Origin of the sequence: Paraburkholderia xenovorans LB400 (genome assembly GCF_000013645.1) — a bacterium.
In the GTDB taxonomy this organism is placed as follows: domain Bacteria; phylum Pseudomonadota; class Gammaproteobacteria; order Burkholderiales; family Burkholderiaceae; genus Paraburkholderia; species Paraburkholderia xenovorans.
The window spans coordinates 3,514,887-3,538,609 of the sequence record NC_007951.1 but is presented as its reverse complement, the minus strand read 5'-3'; the positions used below and the strand labels follow the sequence as shown (position 1 = coordinate 3,538,609).

Below are 23,723 nucleotides of genomic sequence, written 5' to 3'. Positions count from 1 at the left end.
CGTCGCCTATGAATGCGCTCGAGTACGTACCGGTCCCGGCGTTTGATGACAATTACATCTGGGTCGTTTCCGACGGACACTCTGCGGTAGTCGTCGATCCGGGTGAGGCCGCCCCCGTGCAAGCTTATCTGGCGAAACGGGGTTGGCGGCTGAGCGCTATTTTACTCACGCACCATCATCAAGACCACGTCGGCGGGGTGGCCGATCTGCTGAATGGCCAGGCGGTGCCCGTCTACGGCCCCGCCGGTGAAGCGATCGAGCATCTCACGCACCGCCTGAAAAATGGCGATCACGTGTCGATCGCGGCCCCCGCGCTCGAATTGAGCGTGCTCGACGTGCCCGGCCATACGAGCGGTCACATTGCCTATTTTCAGGCGGCGGACCCGCGCGGCACGCCGCACGTATTTTGCGGCGACACGCTGTTCGCCTGCGGTTGCGGCCGGCTGTTCGAAGGCACGCCGAAGCAGATGCTCGCCTCGCTGGATGCGCTCGCCGCGCTGCCCGGCGCAACCGAGGTGCATTGCGCGCACGAGTACACGCTGTCGAATATCCGCTTCGCGCTCGCCTGCGAGCCGGCCAACGCCGAACTGCAAGCCTGGCGGGATAAAGCAGGGGAATTGCGCGCGCGCGGCGTGCCGACGCTGCCCACCACGATCGCCCACGAACGCGCGGTGAATCCGTTTTTGCGTGCCGGCAATCCGGCAGTGCAGGCAAGCCTGCGGGAGCAGCTGCACGAAAAGGTGCCCGATCGATTGACGGCCTTCACGTTGATGCGCGAATGGAAAAACCGCTTCCGTTGACCCGGTCCGGATGAGGGTATTCCTCACGCGAAGAATCGGGAAAATTCGCCAAGCCCAAGATTTACTTGATTTTTTCGTAATTTTCCGATTGACGTAAACGTTGCCGTTTCGTACTATCGGCTGCAAATTCCAGCCCTTGTGGAAGCCGAGACGTTCATGCGATTTATCTTCAGTGCGTTGCTGGTCCTGACGCTCGCCGCCTGCGCGAGCCAGGGACCAACGACGAGCAGCCTTTCCACTTCAACCAACCCCGCCAGTCAGCAAGCCGTAGCTGACGCCCTTCGCAAGAGCGCCACCGCCAAAGAGACGATCAATGTCGACCAAGGCTCCGTCTCGCAGTTGACGAGTGCTGACGCCGATCTTTGGGGCCGTATTCGCCGTGGTTTCCAGATGCCGGACCTGCAAACCGACCTCGTCGACATGCAGGTCAACTGGTACGCGCAGCGTCCCGATTACGTGCAGCGCATGACCGAGCGCTCGCAGAAGTACCTGTACCACATCGTCGAAGAGCTCGAAGCGCGTCATATGCCGACCGAGCTCGCGTTGCTGCCATTCATCGAATCGGCGTACAGCCCGCAGGCTTTGTCGGTAGCGAAGGCGGCCGGCATGTGGCAGTTCATGCCGGGCACGGGCCGCACCTACAATCTCAAGCAGAATATGTGGCAGGACGAGCGCCGCGACGTGCTGGCGTCCACCAGCGCCGCGCTCGACTACCTGTCGCGTCTGCATGACATGTTCGGCGACTGGCAACTGGCGCTCGCGGCGTACAACTGGGGCGAAGGCAACGTGCAGCGCGCGATCGCACGCAACGAGGCGGCGGGCCTGCCCACCGACTACCTGAGCCTGCGCATGCCGAACGAGACGCGCAACTACGTGCCCAAGCTGCAGGCGGTGAAGAACATCGTGATGAACCCGCAAATGTACGGGCTCACGCTGCCGTCCATTCCGAACCACCCGTATTTCGTGACGGTGACCACCTCGCACGATATCGACGTGGACATGGCGGCCAAGCTCGCGAATCTCTCCACCGACGAGTTCCGCTCGTTGAACCCGTCGTTCAGAAAGCCGGTGATTCTCGGCGCCACGCAGCCGCAGATTCTGCTGCCGTTCGACAACGCGAGCGCGTTCGAACGCAATCTGAAGACCTACTCCGGCTCCCTGTCGTCGTGGACCACCTATACGGTCACCGAGCGCGCGGCGCCGGCGGCGATCGCGCAGAAGATCGGGGTCGATGCCGACACGCTGATGGAAGTGAACAAGATTCCGGTCGGCATGCGTTTGAAACCCGGCTCCACGATCGTGGTGCCGCGCGGTTCGGACGACGACGAAGACATCAGCGCCGACGTGGCTGAAAGCGCCGTGCTGGCGATGGAGCCCGACGTCCCCGATACCCGCAAGATGCTGATCCGTGTGCGCCGCAATCAGAGCATGGCCGCCATTGCCGTGCGTTACGGCGTGTCGATCGGTCAGTTGAAGGCATGGAACCGCACTCATCGGGACAGCGTGTCGCGCGGCCAGGTGATCGTGCTGCACGTGCCGGTCGGCAAGGCCATGCCGAGCGAGCCGGGTCCCGAGCGTATTGCGACAGACGTGCAGGGCGGCGGCGTCGAGAAGATCGGCACCCGTGTCGCGGACACGAGAAGCAATTCGCGCTACGATAACCGCAAGGGTCGTGGCCGGTCAGGCGTGGTGAAGGTTTCCGAGCCGGTGGGCAAGCTCAGCAAGCCGGCAGCGTCGAGCGCCAGTAAGGGCAAGGTGACCAAGGTATCGGGCTCCACGTCCAGCAAGGCGCCGAAGGCTGCGGCTGAGAGCCGCCCAAAAACCGCGGCCAACGCAAAGAAGGGTAAGTAGACCAACAGCGGCTCACACGGTAGTGACCACATGCGCTGCGGGGGCAGCGCATGAATCGCGCTCCGATCACGCACCGTGCTTTTTCCAACGCCGTCACTTGTGGTGACGGCGTTTTTCATTGTGCAGAGCGTTTCAGGTAAAGCCGACGCTTTTGCTTTATCTTTCGTGCTTTGGTCAAACCGATTCGGCCAGCCGCCCAATTCAAAAGCTCATGTCGTCGACCCAGTTGCGTGTCTTCCTGCTGTTCTCCGCCGGTTATTTCGTTTCCTACGTGTTCCGTGGCGTCAACCTTGGCTTCGCGCCGTTCATTACCCATGATCTCGGCCTCTCGGCTGCGGATCTGGGGCTCCTCACCAGTCTCTACTTTCTCGGCTTCGCGGGTGCGCAGATTCCGGCCGGTGTGCTGCTCGATCACTTCGGCACGCGCCGGGTCACGGCCGCCACGCTGCTGTTTGCCGCGCTCGGCATCTGGGTGTTCGGCGCCGCGCAAGGCGTCGGCATGATGATGGTGGGGCGCCTGCTGATCGGCATCGGCGTCTCTGTCTGTCTTGGCGCTGCGTTCAAGGCATTGGCCCAGCATTTCGCGCCGGCGCGCCTGCCGCTGATGAACGGACTGGTGATGGCGATCGGCGGCTTCGGCGGCGTGATGGTCGGCTCGCCGCTGACGTGGGTGTTGACGTTCGCGAGCTGGCGGACCGTCTGCGTCGGGTTGGGCTTGCTGACCGTGCTGGTCGCGCTGGCGCAATGGACGCTCGCGCCGGACACGAAGGAAACGCATCACCAGGCCGGTCTCGGCGCGCAGTTCAAAGGCACGCTGCATATCTTGCGCAGCGCGGCGTTCTGGAAGATCGCGTCGTTCTCGGTCGTCACGCAAGGCGTCTTCTATGCGATGCAGTCGCTCTGGGTCGGTGCGTGGCTGCGTGACGTGCAGGGTTTCGAGCCGCGCGAAGCCGCGGCGCTCGTCTCGGTTCTCGGCTTCGCGATGATGGCCGGTTGCGTGAGTTTCGGCGCGGCGGCGCGCAGTCTCGAGCGGCGCGGCATCTCGCTCTATGCGTTTTGCGGCGTCGGTATGGCGCTGTTCGTTGTGACGCAGTTGCTGATCATGTTCAAGGCGCCGCTGCCCGCGGCGCTTCTGTGGGCGGCGTACGGGATTTTCGGCGGCACCGGCATTCTCAGCTACGCGGTAATGGCCCGGCACTTCCCGGCGCAGATGATCGGCCGGGTCAATACCACGCTCACGTTACTGATCTTCCTGCTGATTTTCGGCTTCCAGATCGGCGTGGGTGCCGTGCTGTCGCATTGGCCCGCGAGCGGTGGCCATTATCCGGCGGCCGCGCATTTGAGCGCCTGGGGCATTCTGGTCGTGCTGCAGGTGTTGAGCGCGGTCTGGTACGTTTTGCCTGGCCGCAAGCTGGTTCGGCCGGCCGAAGCCCACGCGGAACAAAGTGCCTGAGCTTGCGCGAAGCTGTCTCGCGCCCGTCCTGATGCCGCCTGGCGAGTCGTTTCCGCGGGTCGCGAGCACTCCGCCGAGGCTGTCTGGGCGGTCGTTACCGCCTGGCTTGCGCTATCCCGATTCGAGCCAGTGGAAACGAAGTCCAGCGCCAGCGGCGCCAGTCGCAGCGGGGCTTTGAGCGACTTTGAGCGAGGCCTTCCCACGCGCGCATGCCATCTCGGATTTGGAAGGAAGGGCAGTTTCACGCTATAATTTCAAGGTTTGAGCTTATCAACCCGCACCCTAGCGCCTACCTCTCCCATACCGTTCATCCGCCGCGCGCCACTGGCGTAGCAAGCAGGGCCCGGGGACCCGTTCCCAGCCGATCCGTCCACACAATGGACCCATCGCGCCCTTTGCAACGTCAACGGCAGTTCGCGAGCGAGTCTGCGCGCGCATCCCGTGGATGCGTTTCGCTGCGGCTCGCAGTCGGATAGACAGGTCGGCAACAGGGTGTTCCCCAAGGAGTCTCCCGTGTTGCCGTCATTTTCTCCCGCTCTGCTCGCGCTCGCCGACGGCACGGTCTTTCGTGGTTACTCGATCGGCGCCCCCGGGCATACCATCGGCGAAGTCGTGTTCAACACCGCTATCACCGGCTATCAGGAAATCCTGACTGACCCGAGCTACGCGCGCCAGATCGTGACCCTCACGTATCCGCATATCGGCAACGTCGGCGTGAATGCCGAAGACGTCGAAGCGGCGAAAGTCCATGCCGCCGGCCTGATCATTCGTGATCTGCCGGTTCTCGCGTCGAACTTCCGCATGGAGCGCACGCTCCAGCAATACCTGCAGGACGAAGGCGTGGTCGCCATCGCCGGCCTCGATACCCGCATGCTGACCCGCGTTCTGCGCGACAAGGGCGCGCAGAACGGCGCGATCCTCGCCGGTTCGGACGATGAAGCTCGCGCCATCGAACTCGCTCGCTCGTTCCCGGGCCTTTCGGGCATGGACCTCGCGAAGGTCGTGTCGACGAAGGAGTCCTATGAATGGACCCAGACCGAATGGCGGCTGGGCAGCGGCTACGGCACGCAGAATGCGCCGAAGTACCGCGTGGTGGCGTTCGACTACGGCGTCAAGTACAACATCCTGCGCATGCTCGCCGAACGCGGCTGTCACGTCACCGTGCTGCCGGCGGAAGCTTCCGCCGCCGACGCGCTGGCACTCAATCCGGACGGCGTCTTCCTGTCGAACGGCCCGGGCGATCCGGAACCGTGCGACTACGCGATCCGCGCCACGAAGGAACTGATCGACCGCGGCATTCCGACCTTCGGCATCTGCCTCGGCCATCAGATCATGGGCCTCGCGGTCGGCGCCAAAACCATGAAGATGAAGACCGGCCACCACGGCGCGAACCATCCGGTGAAAGATCTGGACGACGGCCGCGTGGTGATCACGTCGCAGAACCACGGCTTCGCGGTCGATGCCGACACGCTGCCCGCCAATGCCCGCGTCACGCATGTTTCGCTGTTCGACGGCACGCTGCAGGGCTTCACGCTGACCGACAAGCCGGCGTTCTGCTTCCAGGGTCACCCGGAAGCGTCGCCCGGTCCGCATGACATCGCCTATCTGTTCGACCGCTTCACGGCGTTGATGGACACGAAGAAGGCCGGCAAGACCGCAGCGGCATAAAGTCCCGGCAGCGCACGGCTCGCGCCGCGCGTGATCGATCAACACGCGGCGCGGAAGCGGCGCACGAGCGACGCACACGCGGCGAGCCGGACCAGACAGAGCAGAGCGCGCGCAACGTAGCAGCGACGCGCGCCGACGGAAAGAATTCAGGAATACATTAGCGAGAGCGTTATGCCCAAGCGGACAGACATCAAGAGCATCCTCATCATCGGCGCGGGTCCGATCATCATCGGCCAGGCGTGCGAGTTCGACTACTCGGGCGCGCAGGCATGCAAGGCGCTGCGTGAGGAAGGCTACAAGGTCATTCTCGTCAACAGCAATCCGGCGACGATCATGACCGACCCGAACACGGCCGACGTGACCTACATCGAGCCGATCACGTGGGAAGTGGTCGAGCGCATCATCGCGAAGGAGCGCCCGGACGCGATCCTGCCGACGATGGGCGGCCAGACCGCGCTGAACTGCGCGCTCGATCTGCACGCGCACGGCGTGCTGGAGAAGTACAAGGTCGAGCTGATCGGCGCCTCGCCGGAAGCGATCGACAAGGCGGAAGACCGTCAGAAGTTCAAGGACGCGATGACCAGGATCGGCCTCGGTTCGGCCAAATCGGGCACCGCGCATTCCATGGAAGAGGCGCTCGCCGTGCAAGCGGACATCGCTTCGCAAACGGGCAGCGGCGGCTATCCGGTCGTGATTCGTCCGTCGTTCACGCTGGGCGGCTCGGGCGGCGGCATCGCGTATAACCGCGACGAGTTCGAAGAGATCTGCAAGCGCGGTCTCGACCTGTCGCCCACGCGCGAGCTGCTGATCGAAGAGTCGCTGCTCGGCTGGAAAGAGTACGAGATGGAAGTGGTCCGCGACAAAAAGGACAACTGCATCATCGTCTGCTCGATCGAAAACCTGGATCCGATGGGCATCCACACGGGCGACTCGATCACCGTCGCGCCGGCGCAAACGCTCACCGACAAGGAATATCAGGTTCTGCGTAACGCATCGCTCGCGGTGCTGCGCGAGATCGGTGTCGACACCGGCGGCTCGAACGTGCAGTTCTCGATCAATCCGAAAGACGGCCGGATGATCGTGATCGAAATGAATCCGCGTGTGTCGCGTTCGTCGGCTTTGGCTTCGAAGGCAACCGGCTTCCCGATCGCCAAGGTCGCGGCCAAGCTTGCGGTCGGCTACACGCTGGACGAGCTGAAGAACGAAATCACCGGCGGTCAGACCCCGGCGTCTTTCGAACCGACCATCGACTATGTCGTCACCAAGATTCCGCGTTTCGCGTTCGAAAAATTCCGCGAAGCCGATTCGCGTCTGACCACGCAGATGAAGTCGGTCGGCGAAGTGATGGCGATTGGCCGCACCTTCCAGGAGTCGTTCCAGAAGGCGCTGCGCGGTCTGGAAGTCGGCGTGGACGGTCTGGACGAAAAGACCGATAACCGCGACGAGATCATCCGCGAGATCGGCGAAGCCGGTCCGGATCGCATCTGGTACGTGGGCGACGCGTTCCGTGTCGGCATGACGGCCGAAGAGATTTTCGAAGAAACCTCGATCGACCCGTGGTTCCTCGCGCAGATCGAACAGATCATCCTGAAGGAAAAGGCGCTGGCTGGCCGCACGCTCGCGAGCCTTTCGAAGGAAGAGCTGAAGTATCTGAAGCAGAGCGGCTTCTCGGATCGGCGTCTCGCGAAGTTGCTTGGCGCGAAGCCGGCGCAAGTGCGCCAACGCCGTATCGAGCTGAACGTGCGTCCGGTGTACAAGCGCGTCGACACCTGCGCGGCCGAGTTCGCCACGAAAACCGCCTACATGTACTCGACCTACGAGGAAGAGTGCGAAGCGAACCCGACGAACAACAAAAAGATCATGGTGCTCGGCGGCGGCCCGAACCGGATCGGCCAGGGCATCGAGTTCGACTACTGCTGCGTGCACGCCGCGCTCGCCATGCGCGAAGACGGCTACGAAACGATCATGGTCAACTGCAACCCTGAAACCGTTTCGACCGACTACGACACGTCCGATCGTCTGTACTTCGAATCGCTGACGCTCGAAGACGTGCTCGAAATCGTCGACAAGGAAAAGCCGGTCGGCGTGATCGTGCAATACGGCGGTCAGACGCCGCTGAAGCTCGCGCTCGATCTCGAAGCGAACGGCGTGCCGATCGTCGGCACGTCGCCGGACATGATCGATGCCGCGGAAGACCGCGAGCGTTTCCAGAAGCTGCTGCAGGACCTCGGCTTGCGTCAGCCGCCGAACCGCACCGCGCGCGCCGAAGACGAAGCGCTCAAGCTCGCCGACGAAATCGGCTATCCGCTGGTGGTGCGTCCGTCGTACGTGCTGGGCGGCCGCGCAATGGAGATCGTCCACGAGCCGCGCGACCTCGAGCGCTATATGCGCGAGGCCGTGAAGGTGTCGAACGACTCGCCGGTGCTGCTTGACCGCTTCCTGAACGACGCGATCGAATGCGACGTGGATTGCATCTCCGACGGTGAAGCCGTGTTCATCGGCGGCGTGATGGAACACATCGAACAGGCCGGCGTGCACTCGGGCGACTCGGCGTGCTCGCTGCCGCCGTATTCGCTGTCGAAGGAAACCGTGGCTGAGTTGAAGCGTCAAACCGGCGCGATGGCGAAGGCGCTGAACGTGATCGGACTGATGAACGTGCAGTTTGCGATCCAGCAGGTGCCGCAGGCGGACGGTTCGAAAGAAGACGTCATTTACGTGCTCGAAGTGAACCCGCGCGCCTCGCGTACGGTGCCGTACGTGTCGAAGGCGACCAGCCTGCCGCTCGCGAAGATCGCGGCGCGCGCGATGGTCGGCCAGACGCTCGCGCAGCAAGGCGTGACGAAGGAAATCGATCCGCCGTACTTCAGCGTGAAGGAAGCCGTGTTCCCGTTCGTCAAGTTCCCGGCAGTCGATCCGGTGCTCGGACCGGAAATGCGTTCGACCGGCGAGGTGATGGGCGTGGGTCAAACCTTTGGCGAAGCGTTGTTCAAATCGCAGCTCGCCGCGGGTTCGCGTTTGCCGGAGTCGGGCACGGTGCTGCTGACCGTGATGGACGCCGACAAGCCGAAGGCCGTCGAAGTCGCGCGTATGCTGCACGAACTCGGTTATCCGCTCGTCGCGACCAAGGGCACGGCCGCCGCCATCGAAGCGGCCGGCGTGCCGGTCAAGGTCGTCAACAAGGTGAAGGACGGCCGTCCGCACATCGTCGACATGATCAAGAACGGGGAAATCGCGCTGGTCTTCACGACCGTCGACGAAACCCGCGCCGCGATCGCCGACTCGCGTTCGATCCGCATGAGCGCGCAGGCGAACAAGGTCACGTATTACACGACCATGTCCGGCGCGCGTGCCGCTGTTGAAGGTTTGCGCTATTTGAAAGACCTGGAAGTCTATGATTTACAAGGCCTGCACGCTCGCCTAAACTAAGGCTTCGAATACCTGTCCAAGATGTAAGTGCCGCGGTTAAGCGGCGTTCCGCAGGTGCTTGGCGCCGGGTTTTGCCCGGTGCTCTGGCCCCCGCGGAATGCACTTAACCGCGGTGATTTTTTTTACGGCTGTTTTTTGCATAGAGTTGTTTATGAGCACTGTTCCATTGACTAAGCGCGGCGCGGAAATGTTGCGCGATGAATTGCAGCGCCTGAAATCGGTTGAGCGTCCCTCGGTGATCAATTCGATCGCGGAAGCGCGTGCCCAGGGCGATCTGTCGGAAAACGCGGAATACGACGCGGCGAAGGAAAAGCAGGGCTTTATCGAAGGCCGGATCGCCGAGATCGAATCCAAGCTGGCCGGCGCGCAGGTGATCGATCCGGCGGCGGTGGAGGCGGATGGTCGCGTGGTGTTCGGTGCAACGGTGGAGCTGGAAGACCTGAATTCGGGTGCGTCCGTCAAATATCAGATCGTCGGCGACGACGAAGCGGATATCGACCACGGCCTGATCTCGATCAGCTCGCCGATTGCGCGCGCCCTGATCGGCAAGTCGGAGGGCGACGTTGCGTCGGTGCAGGCACCGGGCGGCGTGCGCGAATACGAAATCATCGCGGTCAGCTACGTTTGAACGCGCCGCTGGTGCCCCAGATGCCACATCGACTGTTCCGGTTATTGACGGTGGTATGGGTCGGCAGTCTGCTGACCATCGGCTATGCCGTCGCGCCCGTGCTGTTCACCTCGCTCGACCGGATGACGGCCGGCGCGGTCGCGGCGCAACTGTTCCGCATTGAAGGGGTGCTCGGTGCGGTGTGCGGCATTTTGCTGCTGGGTCTCGCGAACGTACTGGTTCGCCGCGGTGGTGACGCCTATCGCCGGTTGCGCTGGTTGATCGCCGGCATGCTGGTGTGTGTGCTGGTCGGCTACTTCGCGTTGCAGCCATTCATGAATGCAATGCGCATTGCCGCGCTCGAAGCGGGCAGCGACGTAGGGCATTCGGCCTATGCGACGCGCTTTGGCATCCTGCATGGCGTGTCGAGTCTGTTCTATCTGATCGAAAGCCTGCTGGGCGTGGCGCTGGTGTGGAAGTTACCTGCGGGTGCGGGTGTTGCGGCGGCGGAGCACGGTGCTAGCGGCACGGCGGGCAAGGTCACGGGCTAGCACGGCTGACCGGCGGGAGGCTCTCCGGCTTGCGTACAAATCGCCTTGGCGGTTTTCCTGAGCAATGTTGAGCTTGCAGGTTCCGGCTGGCTAGCAGTCCACGCCGAGGTGCGGAACCTGTCCGCACCCAACATCTTTCGCTTACTTCGACGACTGATGCGCGCGCTTTGCGCTGGTTTGGCGCTTCTTGGCGCGCTTGATGTTGCCGCCTTGAGTCACCCGTTCATTGCCGCGCACCACGACCGCTTTGGCCTTGGGTTTGCGCATCGGGATTTCGCTGGGCTTCACCACCGTCACGACGCGCGGCGCGCGGCCCTTGCCGGGTTTGGCTTCCACAGCGGCTTCGCGCGCGCTCGGCAGCGCGCCGCGTTTGGCCTTCACCGCCGGTTGTGCGGCTTCCGGCTTCCAGATCACCAGCAGCTTGCCGATATGCTGGATCGGCGCGGCGTTCAGCTTGTCACAGATTTCTTCATAGATTGCAAGGCGTGCTTCGCGTTCGTCGCCGAACACGCGGATTTTGATGAGCTGATGAGCGCCAAGGTGAACCTTGATCTCGGAGAGCACAGCGTCTGTCAAACCTTCGGCGCCGACGAGTACGACCGGTTTGAGCGCATGTGCCTGGGAGCGCAACTCGGCGCGTTGATCGGAAGAGACTTTGAGGGCGGGCATGGAAAGTGGGAGACTCGACTAAAATGGCGGCACCTGCGTCCCCCGTTCAGTCATTCGATTGACTTGATTCGAGGCGATCCGGCAGGGCGGCGCGTCAGAACAACAGAATCGCGGATGGCCGCCAGTTTTGGCGGTGGCCGCGCGAATTAACCGCGTATTATCCGCTAAAGCGTGACGTCACGCAGCAAGAGTTCAACGTTTAATGGCAAAAAACAAGTTCAATACCGCGTGGCTGCATGACCACATCAACGATCCGTACGTGAAAATGGCGCAGCGGGAAGGCTATCGCGCCCGTGCAGCCTACAAGCTCAAGGAAATCGACGAACAGGACAAGCTGATCCGCGCGGGGCAGGTCATCGTCGACCTCGGCTCGACGCCGGGCAGCTGGAGCCAGTACGCGCGCAACAAGCTTGCCAAAGGCGCCCAGCGCGACGCCGAGCGCGAAGGCGGGATCGACGGCACGATCATCGCGCTGGACCTGCTGCCAATGGAGCCGATCGCCGACGTCCACTTCATTCAGGGCGACTTCCGCGAAGACTCGGTTATCGCGCAACTGGAAGAATTGGTCGGAGAACGCCAGGTTGACCTTGTAATTTCGGATATGGCTCCCAACCTGTCGGGAGTGGCGGTGGCGGATGCCGCGCGGATCGAGCATCTTTGTGATCTCGCACTGGAATTCTCGCAAAACCACCTGAAACCGGATGGTGCCCTTTTAGTCAAATGCTTTCACGGCAGCGGTTACAGCCAGATTGTCGAAAAGTTCAAGCGTCAGTTCAGGGTGGTGGCGGCCCGCAAGCCGAAAGCGTCGCGGGATAAATCGTCAGAAACGTTTATTTTGGGTAAGCATCTCAAGCGGCCCGCATAGGCGCGCTGCAGGAAGGTTCCGCATCTGCCGTTAATGCGACCACGGCCTTGGAAAAGGGTGCTGCAATGGCACGTTGTCCTATTTCTGTGGTAGTGAAACCTTATGGCAGGGGTCTGCGGACTGGATTAGAATGCTTTCGTGGTGCCGCAAGGCAAATGTAGGCGCCCGTCTAAGTGAAGGAGTGGTGCTTTGAACAACAATATGTTTTCGAAAGCAGCAGTGTGGCTGGTTATCGCACTGGTGCTGTTTACGGTGTTCAAGCAGTTCGACAAGCCCCGTGTCCAGGAAGGCGTTTCCTATTCGCAGTTCATGGACGACGCAAAGAACGGCAAAGTCAAGAACGTCATTGTCCAGGGGCGGAACCTCACGGTCACTCCAGCAGACGGCCAGAAGTACCAGATCGTGTCGCCCGGCGACATCTGGATGGTCGGCGATCTGATGAAGTATGGCGTTCAGGTGAGCGGCAAGGCTGATGACGAACCCAATGCGCTGGTGTCCGCGCTGTACTACCTCGGACCGACGATCCTGATCATCGGTTTCTGGTTCTACATGATGCGACAGATGCAGGGAGGCGGGAAAGGCGGTGCGTTCTCGTTCGGTAAATCCCGTGCACGTCTGATCGACGAAAACAACAACGCAATCAATTTCACCGACGTCGCCGGTTGCGACGAGGCCAAGGAAGAAGTCTCCGAACTGGTCGACTTCCTGCGCGATCCGCAGAAATTTCAGAAACTGGGCGGACGTATTCCGCGCGGCGTGCTGCTGGTTGGCCCGCCGGGAACCGGTAAGACGCTGTTGGCGCGCGCCATCGCTGGCGAGGCGAAAGTGCCGTTCTTCAGCATCTCGGGTTCGGACTTCGTCGAAATGTTCGTCGGTGTTGGCGCGGCTCGGGTTCGCGATATGTTCGAACAGGCCAAGAAGCACGCGCCGTGCATCGTGTTCATCGACGAAATCGACGCGGTCGGCCGTCATCGCGGCGCCGGCATGGGCGGCGGTAATGACGAACGTGAACAGACGCTGAACCAGATGCTGGTCGAGATGGACGGCTTCGAAGCGAACTCGGGTGTTATCGTGATCGCTGCAACGAACCGTTCGGACGTGCTCGACAAGGCGCTGTTGCGTCCGGGCCGTTTCGACCGTCAGGTGTACGTCGGTCTGCCGGATATCCGCGGTCGCGAACACATCATGAAAGTCCATCTGCGCAAGGTGCCGATCTCGAACGACGTCGACGCAGCGGTGATCGCGCGCGGCACCCCGGGTTTCTCGGGCGCCGATCTCGCGAACCTCGTGAACGAAGCGGCATTGTTCGCGGCTCGCCGCGGCAAGCGGATCGTCGAAATGACGGACTTCGAAGACGCGAAGGACAAGATCTTCATGGGTCCGGAGCGCAAGTCGGCCGTGATCCGCGAAGAATCGAAGCGTGCCACGGCGTACCACGAGTCGGGTCATGCGGTGATCGCCAAGCTGTTGCCGAAGGCCGATCCGGTGCACAAGGTCACGATCATTCCGCGCGGTCGTGCGCTGGGTGTGACGTGGCAGTTGCCGGAGCATGACAACGAAACGTATTCGAAGGACTACCTGCTGGATCGGCTTGCGATCCTGTTCGGTGGCCGCGTGGCGGAAGAATTGTTCCTGAACCTGATCAGCACCGGCGCGTCGGACGACTTCAACAAGGCGACGCAAACGGCGCGTGCAATGGTGGCTCGCTTTGGTATGACGGACGCACTTGGACCGATGGTCTACGTCGACGACGAAAACGACGCAACGCCGTTCGGGCGTGGTTTCACGCGCACCATTTCGGAAGCGACGCAGCAGAAGGTCGACGCCGAAATCCGCCGCGTGCTGGACGAGCAGTACAACCTCGCGAAGCGCCTGCTGGACGAAAACCGCGACAAGGTCGAAGCAATGACCGCCGCGCTGATGGAGTGGGAAACGATCGACGCCGATCAGATCAACGACATCATGGCCGGCCGTCCGCCGCGTTCGCCGAAGAGTTCGACGCCGTCGGCAACCGACGCCTCGTCGGGCGGCAGCCCGGGTACCGAGGTCAAGCCCGGTAGCGCAACGGCGCCGGCCTGATCGGCGACCAGTAGAAAGTGCGGGCCGGTGTGTTTCACACCGGCCCGTTTTGCATTTATCCGTTTGCGCGAAACACCGCCACGTGTCGAAAGTCGAATTCCCTTCTCTGCCTATTCCCCAACCGTTACAGTGCGGTCGATTCAAACTGAGCTTTGAACGCCCGTTGGTTATGGGCATTCTGAACGTCACACCTGATTCTTTTTCCGACGGCGGCCAATACGCGATGCGCGGCGATGCGTTGCGCCAGGCCGAGCGTATGATGCTCGACGGCGCGGACATCATCGACATCGGCGGCGAATCGACGCGGCCGGGCGCGCCGCCGGTGCCGCTCAACGAAGAACTGGAGCGGGTGATTCCGCTCGTCGAGCAATTGCGCGGCGCGAATGTGCCGCTGTCGGTCGACACCTACAAGCCCGAAGTGATGCGCCACGCATTGGCCGCCGGCGCCGATCTGATCAACGACATCTGGGGCTTCCGGATGCCCGGCGCAATCGACGCCGTGCGCGACAGCGAATGTGGTCTGTGCGTCATGCATATGCTTGGCGAGCCGCAAACCATGCAGCTCGGCGAGCCTGTCTATGACGACGTGGTGAGCGCGGTGCGGGATTTTCTCGAGGAGCGGGTCGCCGCGCTTCAGCAGGCGGGCGTCGCGCGCGCCCGTATTAGCGTGGATCCGGGTTTCGGCTTCGGCAAGGCCGTGGTCGAACATAATTACGCGCTGCTTGCGAACCTGCCGGATACGGCACCGCGAGCCGAGCCGCCGTATCCGATTCTTGCTGGCATGTCGCGCAAGTCGATGATCGGCGCAGTGGTGGGACGCGCGGCGCCGGAACGCGTTGCGGGCAGTATTGCGGCGGCGGTGTGCGCCGCTGAACGGGGCGCTGCGATTCTGCGCGTGCACGATGTCGCGCAAACAGTAGATGCATTGAAAGTCTGGGCAGCCATGCGCGAAGCGGCGAATCACAGCCGCGCGCGCGGTTGAGCCTATAAGCCAAGGAGGAATATAAAACATGGCACGTCGTTATTTCGGAACGGACGGCATTCGCGGCAAAGTCGGCGAAGGGCCTATCACGCCGGAATTTGTATTGAGGCTCGGCTACGCGGCCGGCAAGGTGCTGGCGGGCGCGGACCGCTGGGCGAAGACGGGCACGCGGCCAACTGTGCTGATCGGTAAAGACACGCGGGTGTCGGGCTATATGCTCGAAGCGGCGCTCGAAGCGGGCTTCTCCGCCGCGGGCGTGGATGTGATGCTGGCCGGCCCGATGCCGACCCCTGGTATCGCCTATCTGACGCGCGCGCTGCGGCTCGCCGCGGGCGTGGTCATCAGTGCGTCGCACAACCCCTACTACGACAACGGCATCAAATTTTTCTCCGCCGACGGCAACAAGCTGCCGGACGAAGTGGAAGCGCAGATCGAAGAGCAGCTCGACCAGCCGCTCGCCTGCGCGGCATCCGAGCAACTCGGCAAGGCGCGGCGTCTCGACGACGCAGCGGGCCGCTATATCGAGTTCTGCAAGAGCACCTTTCCGGCCGCGTTCGATCTGCGCGGTCTGAAGCTGGTCGTCGACTGCGCGCACGGTGCCGCGTATGACGTCGCGCCGCACGTGTTCCATGAGCTCGGCGCCGACGTGATTCCGATCGGCGTCGCGCCGAACGGTTTCAATATCAACGACGGAGTCGGTGCGACCGCACCGGATGCGCTGGTGCGCGCCGTGCGGGCGAATCATGCCGATCTCGGCATTGCGCTCGACGGCGACGCCGACCGCCTGCAGGTGGTCGACGCCGCAGGCCGTCTCTATAACGGCGACGAGTTGCTGTACATCCTCGTCAAGGATCGCATCGCGACCGAGGGCAAGGTGGAGGGCGCGGTCGGCACCCTGATGACGAATATGGCGGTGGAGGTGGCGCTGCAGGAAGCCGGCGTGAAGTTCGTCCGCGCGGCGGTCGGCGACCGTTACGTGCTCGAGCAGCTGCGCGAACACGGCTGGCAGCTCGGGGCCGAAGGCTCCGGCCATATTCTCTCTCTTGACCGCCATTCCACGGGCGACGGCATCGTCTCCGCGCTGCTGGTGCTGGCGGCCATGAAGCGCAGCGACAAGACGCTCGCCGAGTTGCTCGGCGGCGTCACGCTGTTCCCGCAAAAGCTGATCAACGTGCGTATGAAGCCCGACGCGGACTGGAAGGGCAGCGACGTGATCCGCCGCGCCATCGCCAAGGCTGAGGACGCGCTGAACGGGCGCGGCCGCGTGCTGATCCGCGCGTCCGGCACCGAGCCGGTGCTGCGCGTGATGGTGGAAGCTGAAAATGTCGCCGACGCAGTTCAGTATGCGGAGTCGATCGCCAGCGCGGTGAAGCAGGCCACGGCGTAAGCCACGCCGCCTTCGTGGCACAACGCGGCGGGACATCGCAAGATCGTCCCGCCGCGCGCCAGCCCCGCCAGCCCCGCCAGCCCCGCCAGCCCCGCCAGCCCCGCCAGCCCCGCCAGCCCCGCCAGCCCCGCCAGCCCCGCCAGCCCCGCCAGCCCCGCCAGCCGCACCAGCCGCACCAGCCCCACAGCCCCACAGCCCCACAGCCCCACAGCCCCACAGCCCCACAGCCCCACAGCCCCACAGCCCCACAGCCCCACAGCCCCACACACACGCAAACGTTCGCGCCTCGTCTTTTTCGTCTAATCTGTACTGCAACGCACCCACCCTCAGCCAAACAGGCGGATTTTCCGCGCAAGCGCCTTTCACCCCAGTAATCCCACTGTCACATCCGTTTCACGATAAGTCACGTTTTTGTCACAAAGAGACCCTAAGCTTCGCGGTGTTCGTGTTACTCGCTCACACCGCTCACACCTTGGAGGTCTCATGAAATTGATGCAAACCGTGTTCGCTGGCGTCGCTGGCGCGCTTTTCGCGATCGCAGCGCAAGCCGCAGACATCACCGGCGCGGGCAGCACCTTCGCAGCACCGATTTACACGAAGTGGGCTGACGCCTACCAGAAGTCCGGTGGCGGCAAGGTTAACTATCAGGGCATCGGTTCGTCGGGCGGCGTGAAGCAGATCGTCGCGAAGACCGTCGACTTCGCCGGTTCGGACGCTCCGCTGAAGGACGACGAGCTCGCCAAGGAAGGCCTGTTCCAGTTCCCGACGGTGGTCGGCGGCGTGGTGCCGGTCGTCAACGTGCCGGGCGTGAAGCCGGCTGAACTGACGCTGTCGGGCGAAGTGCTCGGCGACATCTACCTGGGCAAGATCAAGAAGTGGAACGATCCGGCGATCGTTGCGCTGAACCCGAAGGTCAAGCTGCCGGATACCGACATCGCCGTGGTCCGCCGCGCCGATGGTTCGGGCACCAGCTTCATCTGGACGAACTACCTGTCGAAGGTCAACGCAGACTGGAAGTCGAAGGTGGGTGAAGGTTCGACGGTCAACTGGCCGACGGGCACGGGCGGCAAGGGCAACGACGGCGTCGCGGCCTTCGTGCAACGTCTGCCGGGCGCAATCGGCTACGTGGAATGGGCGTATGCGAAGCAGAACCACATGACGTACGTCGCACTGAAGAACTCGTCGGGTGCAGTGGTCGAGCCGAAGACGGACACGTTCAAGGCAGCGGCAGCAGGCGCGGACTGGTCGAAGTCGTTCTACCAGATCCTGACGAACGAGCCGGGCAAGAACGCATGGCCGATCGTCGGCGCAACGTTCGTGCTGGTTCACACGGCACAGGACAAGCCGGCGCAAGGCACCGAAACGCTGAAGTTCTTCGACTGGGCATTCAAGAACGGCACGCAAGCCGCGAACGATCTGGACTACATCTCGCTGCCGGATTCGGTCGTGTCGGAAATCCGCACGCAGTGGAAGTCGAAGGTGAAGGACACGTCGGGCAAGGCAATCGCCGAGTAAGTCAGGCGCACAGCATCTGCAGTACGTAACACGTTGGCCGTCCTCCTGTGAGGACGGCCAACGGCTTTAACCCCCCGGCACCACCGGCCGCACGACACGTGTCATACGGCAACTGGAAACAGGTCCATCAGGCTCTCATGTCCGATATCCAATTAGCGTCCGGCGCGAGCAGATCCACCCCGCCCGGCAGCGCATCGCAGCAGAAAGCGCCCAGGCGGGCCGGCGACGTGATCTTCGGCGGTCTCGCGCGCCTCGCCGCCATCATCACCCTGTTGCTGCTCGGCGGCATCATCGTTTCGCTGATCGTCGCGTCCATGCCGTCGATCAGGCAATTCGGTCTCAGCTTCCTGTGGACCGCCGACTGGGATCCACCCAGCAAGCAGTTCGGCGCCCTGGTGCCGATCTACGGCACGATCGCCACCTCGATCATTGCACTCATCATCGCGGTGCCTGTGAGCTTCGGCATCGCGCTTTTCCTGACCGAACTCGCGCCCGCGTGGCTGCGCCGGCCGCTCGGCATCGCGATCGAGCTGCTCGCCGCGATTCCGTCGATCGTGTACGGCATGTGGGGCCTGCTCGTGTTCGCGCCGATCTTCGCGACGTGGTTCGAGAAGCCGCTCGGCGCGGTGCTCGGCGGCATTCCCTTCGTCGGTGCGCTGTTTCAGGGCGCGCCGATCGGCATCGGCATCCTGTGCGCGGGCGTGATTCTCGCGATCATGATCATCCCGTACATCGCCTCGGTGATGCGCGACGTGTTCGAAGTCACGCCGGTGCTGCTGAAAGAGTCGGCTTACGGCATCGGCTGCACGACGTGGGAAGTGATGTGGAAGATCGTGCTGCCCTTCACCAAGAGCGGCGTGATCGGCGGCGTCATGCTGGGTCTCGGCCGCGCGCTCGGCGAGACGATGGCCGTGACGTTCGTGATCGGCAACACCAATCTGCTCGACAACGTGTCGCTGTTTTCGCCGGGCAACAGCATTACGTCGGCGCTCGCCAACGAATTCGCCGAAGCGGATCCGGGCCTGCATACGTCGGCGTTGATGGAACTCGGCCTTATTCTGTTCGTGATCACTTTCATCGTGCTGGCGATTTCGAAGATCATGCTGCTTCGTCTCGAAAAAGGGGAGGGCGCGAAATGAGCCAGCCCACTTTGAATATGCCGGGTTCGACCGACGCCGCCGCGCTCGAAGCGATGCGCGTGCGTCTGCAAGGGCGCCGCCGCATGAAGAATGCGGTCGCGCTGACCTTGTCGCTCGCCGCGATGGCGTTCGGTCTGGTCTGGCTGATCTGGATTCTGTACACGACCTTGCGCCTCGGTGTCGGCGGTTTGTCCGTCGAGCTGTTCACGCAATCGACGCCGCCGCCGAACACCGACGGCGGTGGCCTCGCCAACGCGATCGTCGGCAGTTTGATGCTGGTTGGGCTCGCCACGTTCGTCGGTACGCCGATCGGCATTCTGGCCGGCGTGTATCTCGCCGAATACGGCCAGAGGGGCTGGCTCGCGAGCTTCACGCGTTTCATCAACGACATTCTGCTGTCGGCGCCTTCGATCGTGGTCGGTCTCTTCGTATACGCACTGGTTGTCGCGAAGATGGGCCACTTCAGCGGCTGGGCCGGTGTGTTCGCGCTCGCGTTGCTGCAGATTCCGATCGTGATCCGCACCACGGAAAACATGCTGAAACTGGTGCCGAACGCGCTGCGTGAAGCCGCTTTCGCACTCGGCACGCCGAAGTGGAAGATGGTGCTGTCGATCACGCTGAAGGCTTCGATCGCGGGTATCGTCACCGGCGTGTTGCTCGGCGTGGCACGTATCGCGGGTGAAACCGCGCCGCTGCTGTTCACGGCGCTGTCGAACCAGTTCTTCTCGCTGAACATGGACCAGCCGGTCGCGAACCTGCCGGTCACGATCTACAAGTTTGCGATGAGCCCGTTCGCGCAGTGGCAATCGCTCGCGTGGGCCGGCGTCTTCCTGATCACGCTCGCGGTGCTGGGACTGAACATCCTCGCGCGCACGATCTTCACGAACAAGTAAGGGCGGAGTGTAATCCGATGAATATGGCAGAAACTCAACTCAATCCGATCGCGCGTCCCACCGCGCCCGCCGGTTTCGACCCCGCCCAGAGCGGTCAATCGCAAGCGCCGTCGCGCCCGAAGATCGAGATCAACGACCTGAATTTCTTCTACGGCAAGTATCACGCGCTGAAGAACATCAACCTGCAGATTCCCGAAGGCAAGGTGACCGCCTTTATCGGTCCGTCGGGTTGCGGCAAGTCCACGCTGTTGCGCACGCTCAACAAGATGTACGCGCTCTATCCGGAGCAGCGCGCCGAGGGCGAGATCCTGATGGACGGCGAAAATCTGCTGACCACCAAGCGCGATATTTCGCTGCTGCGCGCACGGATCGGCATGGTGTTCCAGAAGCCGACGCCGTTTCCAATGTCGATCTACGACAACATTGCGTTCGGCGTGAAGATGTTCGAGACGCTGCCGCGCTCGGAAATGGACGACCGCGTGGAATGGGCGCTGACCAAGGCCGCGCTGTGGAACGAAGTGAAGGACAAGCTCGGGCAGAGCGGCTACGGTCTGTCGGGCGGCCAGCAGCAGCGTCTGTGCATTGCGCGCGGAATCGCGATCCGTCCGGAAGTGCTGCTGCTCGACGAGCCGTGTTCGGCGCTCGACCCGATTTCCACGGGCCGTATCGAAGAACTGATCGCCGAATTGAAGAGCGATTACACGGTGGTGATCGTCACGCACAACATGCAACAGGCGGCCCGCTGTTCGGACTACACTGCCTACATGTACCTCGGCGAGTTGATCGAATTCGGCGACACCGAAAAGATCTTCATCAAGCCGGTCCGCAAGGAAACCGAGGATTACATCACTGGCCGCTTCGGCTAAGTCGCCGAGCCAAACAAGGGAGTACGACATGTCCGACAAACACCTGTCCAGCCAGTTCGACGCCGATCTGAACCTGGTTTCCTCCAAGGTGCTCGAAATGGGCGGCCTGGTCGAATCGCAGATCGTCAAGGCCATGCAGGCGCTCAACGAATTCGATCTCGACATCGCCGAACAGGTGATCGCCGCGGAAGAACGCCTCAACGCGATGGAAATTGAAATCGACGAAGAGTGCAGCAACATCATCGCGCGCCGTCAGCCGGCCGCGCGCGACCTGCGCCTCCTGATCGCGATTTCGAAGACCATCACGAATCTCGAACGCGCCGGCGACGAAGCCGAAAAGATCGCCAAGCGCACCAAGCGGTTGATGGAAGACGGCGCCTCGCGCACCATCAACATTGCGGAAATCAAGCTGTCGGGCGAAATGGCGGTGTCGATTCTGCGCCGCGCGCTGGATGCGTTCGCGCGCCTCGACACGGTCGCCGCGGCGCAGATCGTGCGCGACGATAAGGCCATCGACGAAGAGTTCCGCGCTTTCGTGCGCAAGCTGATTTCGTACATGACGGAAGATCCGCGTTCGATCTCGGTGGGCCTCGACTTTCTGTTCATCGCCAAGGCGATCGAGCGGATCGGCGACCATTCGAAGAACATTGCCGAGTTCATCATTTACATCGTCAAGGGCACGGACGTGCGGCACAAGTCACGCGACGCGCTCGAACGCGAAGCGCTCAGTTAATCCAGATATAAGGACCAGAGGTGCCGATGCCCAGCAGCATTCTCGTCATTGAAGATGAGCCCGCCATTTCCGAATTGATTTCGGTCAATCTTCAACACGCCGGACACTGCCCGATTCGCGCGTACAACGCGGAGCAGGCGCAGAACCTGATCAGCGACGTATTGCCCGACCTCGTCCTGCTCGACTGGATGTTGCCGGGAAAATCGGGCATTGCGTTCGCGCGTGATCTGCGCAACAACGAGCGCACGAAGCATATCCCCATCATCATGCTGACCGCACGCGGCGACGAGCAGGACAAGGTGCTCGGCCTCGAAATCGGCGCCGACGACTACGTCACCAAACCGTTCTCGCCGAAAGAACTGATGGCGCGCATCAAGGCGGTGTTGCGCCGCCGTGCGCCGCAGTTGACCGAAGACGTGGTCGCGATCAACGGCCTCAAGCTCGATCCGGCCACACACCGCGTGGCCGCGCATGCCGAAGGCAGCGAGATCAAGCTCGATCTCGGTCCGACCGAATTCCGTCTGCTGCACTTCTTCATGACGCATCCGGAGCGCGTGCACAGCCGCACGCAGTTGCTCGATCAGGTGTGGGGCGATCACGTGTTCGTCGAAGAGCGTACGGTCGACGTGCATATCAAGCGCCTGCGCGCGGCGCTCAAGCCGGCCGGCTGCGATGCTATGATTGAGACGGTGCGGGGCAGCGGTTACCGGCTCGCGAAGAGCGCCTGACCGGCGTTCACGGTGGCGGCGTGCGGGCCGCACGCGCCGGGTACGTCATCTTCGCAACGCTTCTCGTCACCCTTCGCAATGTCAGGCGCCGCGATTCAGATTCCGGTGCATGGGTTTTTTCTTCGATCGCTAGACCATGAACATCATCTGGGCGCGCTCCATCGTGTCGGTCGTGCTGCTGGCTGTTCTGTGCGTGGTGGTCGGCGCACTCGTGAACGTCAAGGCAGCGCTCGTCCTCGCGATCGTCATGCTGCTCGCGCAGAGCGTTTTCAGCACTTTCCATAAACAGCGTCTGTGGCGTCTGCTCGACGCGCCGGTCTACGGCGAAGTGCCGAGCGCTCCCGGCATCTGGGGCGAAATCTACTACCGTTTGCACAAGCTCGCGAAGCGCTGGCACGCCCAGGTGCGCCAGGTCGAGCAGCAGCATTCGCGTTTCATCCAAGCGATCCAGGCTTCGCCGAACGGCGTGGCGATGCTCGACGATCATGACCAGATCGAGTGGTGCAACGCCATCTCCGAACTCCATTTCGGGCTGGATGCGAAGCGCGATCTGCGCCAGCACATCACGCATCTGGTGCGTCAGCCCGATTTCGTCCGTTACCTGAATTCGCATCGGTACGAAGAGATGCTGATCATGCGCGGCATGGGCGACAAGCGTCAGAACGTGCTCTCGGTGCAGGTGTTTCCGTACGGCGAAAACCGCAAACTGGTGCTTTCGCAGGACATCACCGAACTCGAACGGACCGACGCGATGCGGCGCGACTTCGTCGCGAATGTTTCGCATGAATTGAAGACGCCGCTCACGGTGCTCTCCGGTTTTCTGGAGACCATGCGCGAGTTGCCGCTGAGCGAAGGCGAACGTTCACGCTATCTGGAGTTGATGGAGCAGCAGGCTTCGCGCATGCGCCATATCGTCAGCGATCTGCTGGTGCTCGCCAAGCTGGAGGGCGACAACAAGCCGCCGAGCGATCAGATGATCGACATGCGTGCGGTGTTGCGGCATCTGCGTGACGACGCGCAGAGCCTGTCGAGCGATCATCACAAGATCGTGTTCGATGCCGACGAAGGGCTCACGGTCACCGGCGTCGAAACGGAAATTCTCAGCGCATTCGGCAATCTCGTCACGAACGCGATCCGCTACACGCCGGACGGCGGCGCGATCCGGGTGTCGTGGCACGCACAGGGCGGCCATGCGGTGTTTTCCGTGACGGACAGCGGACTGGGTATTCCCGCCGCGGACATTCCGCGGCTGACGGAGCGCTTCTATCGCGTCGATCGCAGCCGTTCACGCGATACCGGCGGCACGGGCCTCGGACTTGCGATCGTCAAACATGTGCTCCAGCGTCACGACGCACAGCTCGATGTGAAGAGCGAAGAGGGGCGCGGCAGCACGTTCACGGTGCGCTTTCCGGTGTACCGCACCGCGCGTCGGCAACCGGCGCCGGTTTGAGCGCGAATGCATTGTTAGCATTGATTCGGCATGCTCGCGTAGCCCACCGTGAGTCGATTGA

The 23,723-nt window shown here is 62.6% G+C and carries 19 protein-coding genes; 18 read left to right on the top strand and 1 reads right to left on the bottom strand.

Annotated elements, in window-relative coordinates; all coding sequences use genetic code 11:
* The first annotated feature begins 8 nt into the window (after positions 1-8).
* From gloB to BXE_RS15680, 7 genes are all read left to right on the top strand, one after another.
* A complete protein-coding gene (gene gloB / locus BXE_RS15710; protein ID WP_011489257.1) occupies positions 9-800 on the top strand; it encodes a hydroxyacylglutathione hydrolase in 792 nt (263 codons plus the stop codon).
* Between the two features lie 156 nt (positions 801-956).
* Complete coding sequence (locus tag BXE_RS15705; protein ID WP_011489256.1) at positions 957-2,651, top strand: transglycosylase SLT domain-containing protein; 1,695 nt, start codon at positions 957-959, stop codon at positions 2,649-2,651.
* Between the two features lie 211 nt (positions 2,652-2,862).
* Entirely contained in the window at positions 2,863-4,104 is a 1,242-nt protein-coding gene (locus BXE_RS15700; RefSeq protein WP_011489255.1) for an MFS transporter, read from the top strand.
* Positions 4,105-4,617: 513 nt separating this feature from the next.
* Positions 4,618-5,772, top strand: a complete 1,155-nt coding sequence (gene carA, locus BXE_RS15695; RefSeq protein ID WP_038457568.1) for a glutamine-hydrolyzing carbamoyl-phosphate synthase small subunit — start codon at positions 4,618-4,620, stop codon at positions 5,770-5,772.
* A 171-nt stretch (positions 5,773-5,943) separates the two neighbouring features.
* Positions 5,944-9,198: a carbamoyl-phosphate synthase large subunit gene (carB, locus tag BXE_RS15690; RefSeq protein WP_011489253.1), complete on the top strand. Its 3,255-nt coding sequence runs from the start codon at positions 5,944-5,946 to the stop codon at positions 9,196-9,198.
* 151 nt (positions 9,199-9,349) lie between these two features.
* Positions 9,350-9,826: a transcription elongation factor GreA gene (gene greA / locus BXE_RS15685; protein ID WP_007181015.1), complete on the top strand. Its 477-nt coding sequence runs from the start codon at positions 9,350-9,352 to the stop codon at positions 9,824-9,826.
* 20 nt (positions 9,827-9,846) lie between these two features.
* The gene (locus BXE_RS15680) at positions 9,847-10,356 is read left to right on the top strand and encodes a DUF4149 domain-containing protein (RefSeq protein ID WP_011489251.1); all 510 of its coding nucleotides are present in this window, start codon (positions 9,847-9,849) and stop codon (positions 10,354-10,356) included.
* A 141-nt stretch (positions 10,357-10,497) separates the two neighbouring features.
* Here BXE_RS15680 and BXE_RS15675 read toward each other — a convergent pair whose 3' ends face one another.
* Entirely contained in the window at positions 10,498-11,025 is a 528-nt protein-coding gene (locus tag BXE_RS15675; protein WP_011489250.1) for a YhbY family RNA-binding protein, read from the bottom strand.
* 202 nt (positions 11,026-11,227) lie between these two features.
* Here BXE_RS15675 and BXE_RS15670 point away from each other — a divergent pair, with 202 nt between their 5' ends.
* The 11 genes from BXE_RS15670 to phoR all read left to right on the top strand — a co-directional run bounded on the left by BXE_RS15670 (position 11,228) and on the right by phoR (position 23,662).
* Positions 11,228-11,890 carry an RlmE family RNA methyltransferase gene (locus tag BXE_RS15670; protein ID WP_011489249.1) on the top strand — a complete coding sequence of 221 codons (663 nt, stop codon included), beginning with the start codon at positions 11,228-11,230 and terminating at the stop codon, positions 11,888-11,890.
* Between the two features lie 189 nt (positions 11,891-12,079).
* Complete coding sequence (gene ftsH / locus BXE_RS15665; protein ID WP_007181019.1) at positions 12,080-13,969, top strand: ATP-dependent zinc metalloprotease FtsH; 1,890 nt, start codon at positions 12,080-12,082, stop codon at positions 13,967-13,969.
* Positions 13,970-14,138: 169 nt separating this feature from the next.
* Complete coding sequence (gene folP / locus BXE_RS15660; protein ID WP_011489248.1) at positions 14,139-14,951, top strand: dihydropteroate synthase; 813 nt, start codon at positions 14,139-14,141, stop codon at positions 14,949-14,951.
* 28 nt (positions 14,952-14,979) lie between these two features.
* Complete coding sequence (gene glmM, locus BXE_RS15655; RefSeq protein ID WP_011489247.1) at positions 14,980-16,338, top strand: phosphoglucosamine mutase; 1,359 nt, start codon at positions 14,980-14,982, stop codon at positions 16,336-16,338.
* A 483-nt stretch (positions 16,339-16,821) separates the two neighbouring features.
* Complete coding sequence (gene pstS / locus BXE_RS15645; protein WP_038457577.1) at positions 16,822-17,853, top strand: phosphate ABC transporter substrate-binding protein PstS; 1,032 nt, start codon at positions 16,822-16,824, stop codon at positions 17,851-17,853.
* Positions 17,854-17,990: 137 nt separating this feature from the next.
* Positions 17,991-18,992 carry a phosphate ABC transporter permease PstC gene (gene pstC, locus BXE_RS15640; protein ID WP_011489244.1) on the top strand — a complete coding sequence of 334 codons (1,002 nt, stop codon included), beginning with the start codon at positions 17,991-17,993 and terminating at the stop codon, positions 18,990-18,992.
* On the top strand, positions 18,989-19,885 hold the full coding sequence (pstA, locus tag BXE_RS15635) for a phosphate ABC transporter permease PstA (protein ID WP_007181024.1): 897 nt from the start codon (positions 18,989-18,991) through the stop codon (positions 19,883-19,885). The genes pstC and pstA overlap by 4 nt, the downstream gene beginning before the upstream one ends.
* Positions 19,886-19,902: 17 nt before the next feature.
* On the top strand, positions 19,903-20,751 hold the full coding sequence (pstB, locus tag BXE_RS15630; RefSeq protein ID WP_007181025.1) for a phosphate ABC transporter ATP-binding protein PstB: 849 nt from the start codon (positions 19,903-19,905) through the stop codon (positions 20,749-20,751).
* A gap of 28 nt (positions 20,752-20,779) precedes the next feature.
* Positions 20,780-21,484, top strand: a complete 705-nt coding sequence (phoU, locus tag BXE_RS15625; RefSeq protein ID WP_011489243.1) for a phosphate signaling complex protein PhoU — start codon at positions 20,780-20,782, stop codon at positions 21,482-21,484.
* A 26-nt stretch (positions 21,485-21,510) separates the two neighbouring features.
* Positions 21,511-22,212, top strand: coding sequence for a phosphate regulon transcriptional regulator PhoB (gene phoB / locus BXE_RS15620; RefSeq protein WP_006051991.1), 702 nt, complete (start codon positions 21,511-21,513; stop codon positions 22,210-22,212).
* A gap of 136 nt (positions 22,213-22,348) precedes the next feature.
* Positions 22,349-23,662, top strand: coding sequence for a phosphate regulon sensor histidine kinase PhoR (phoR, locus tag BXE_RS15615; RefSeq protein ID WP_011489242.1), 1,314 nt, complete (start codon positions 22,349-22,351; stop codon positions 23,660-23,662).
* Positions 23,663-23,723: the final 61 nt, after the last annotated feature.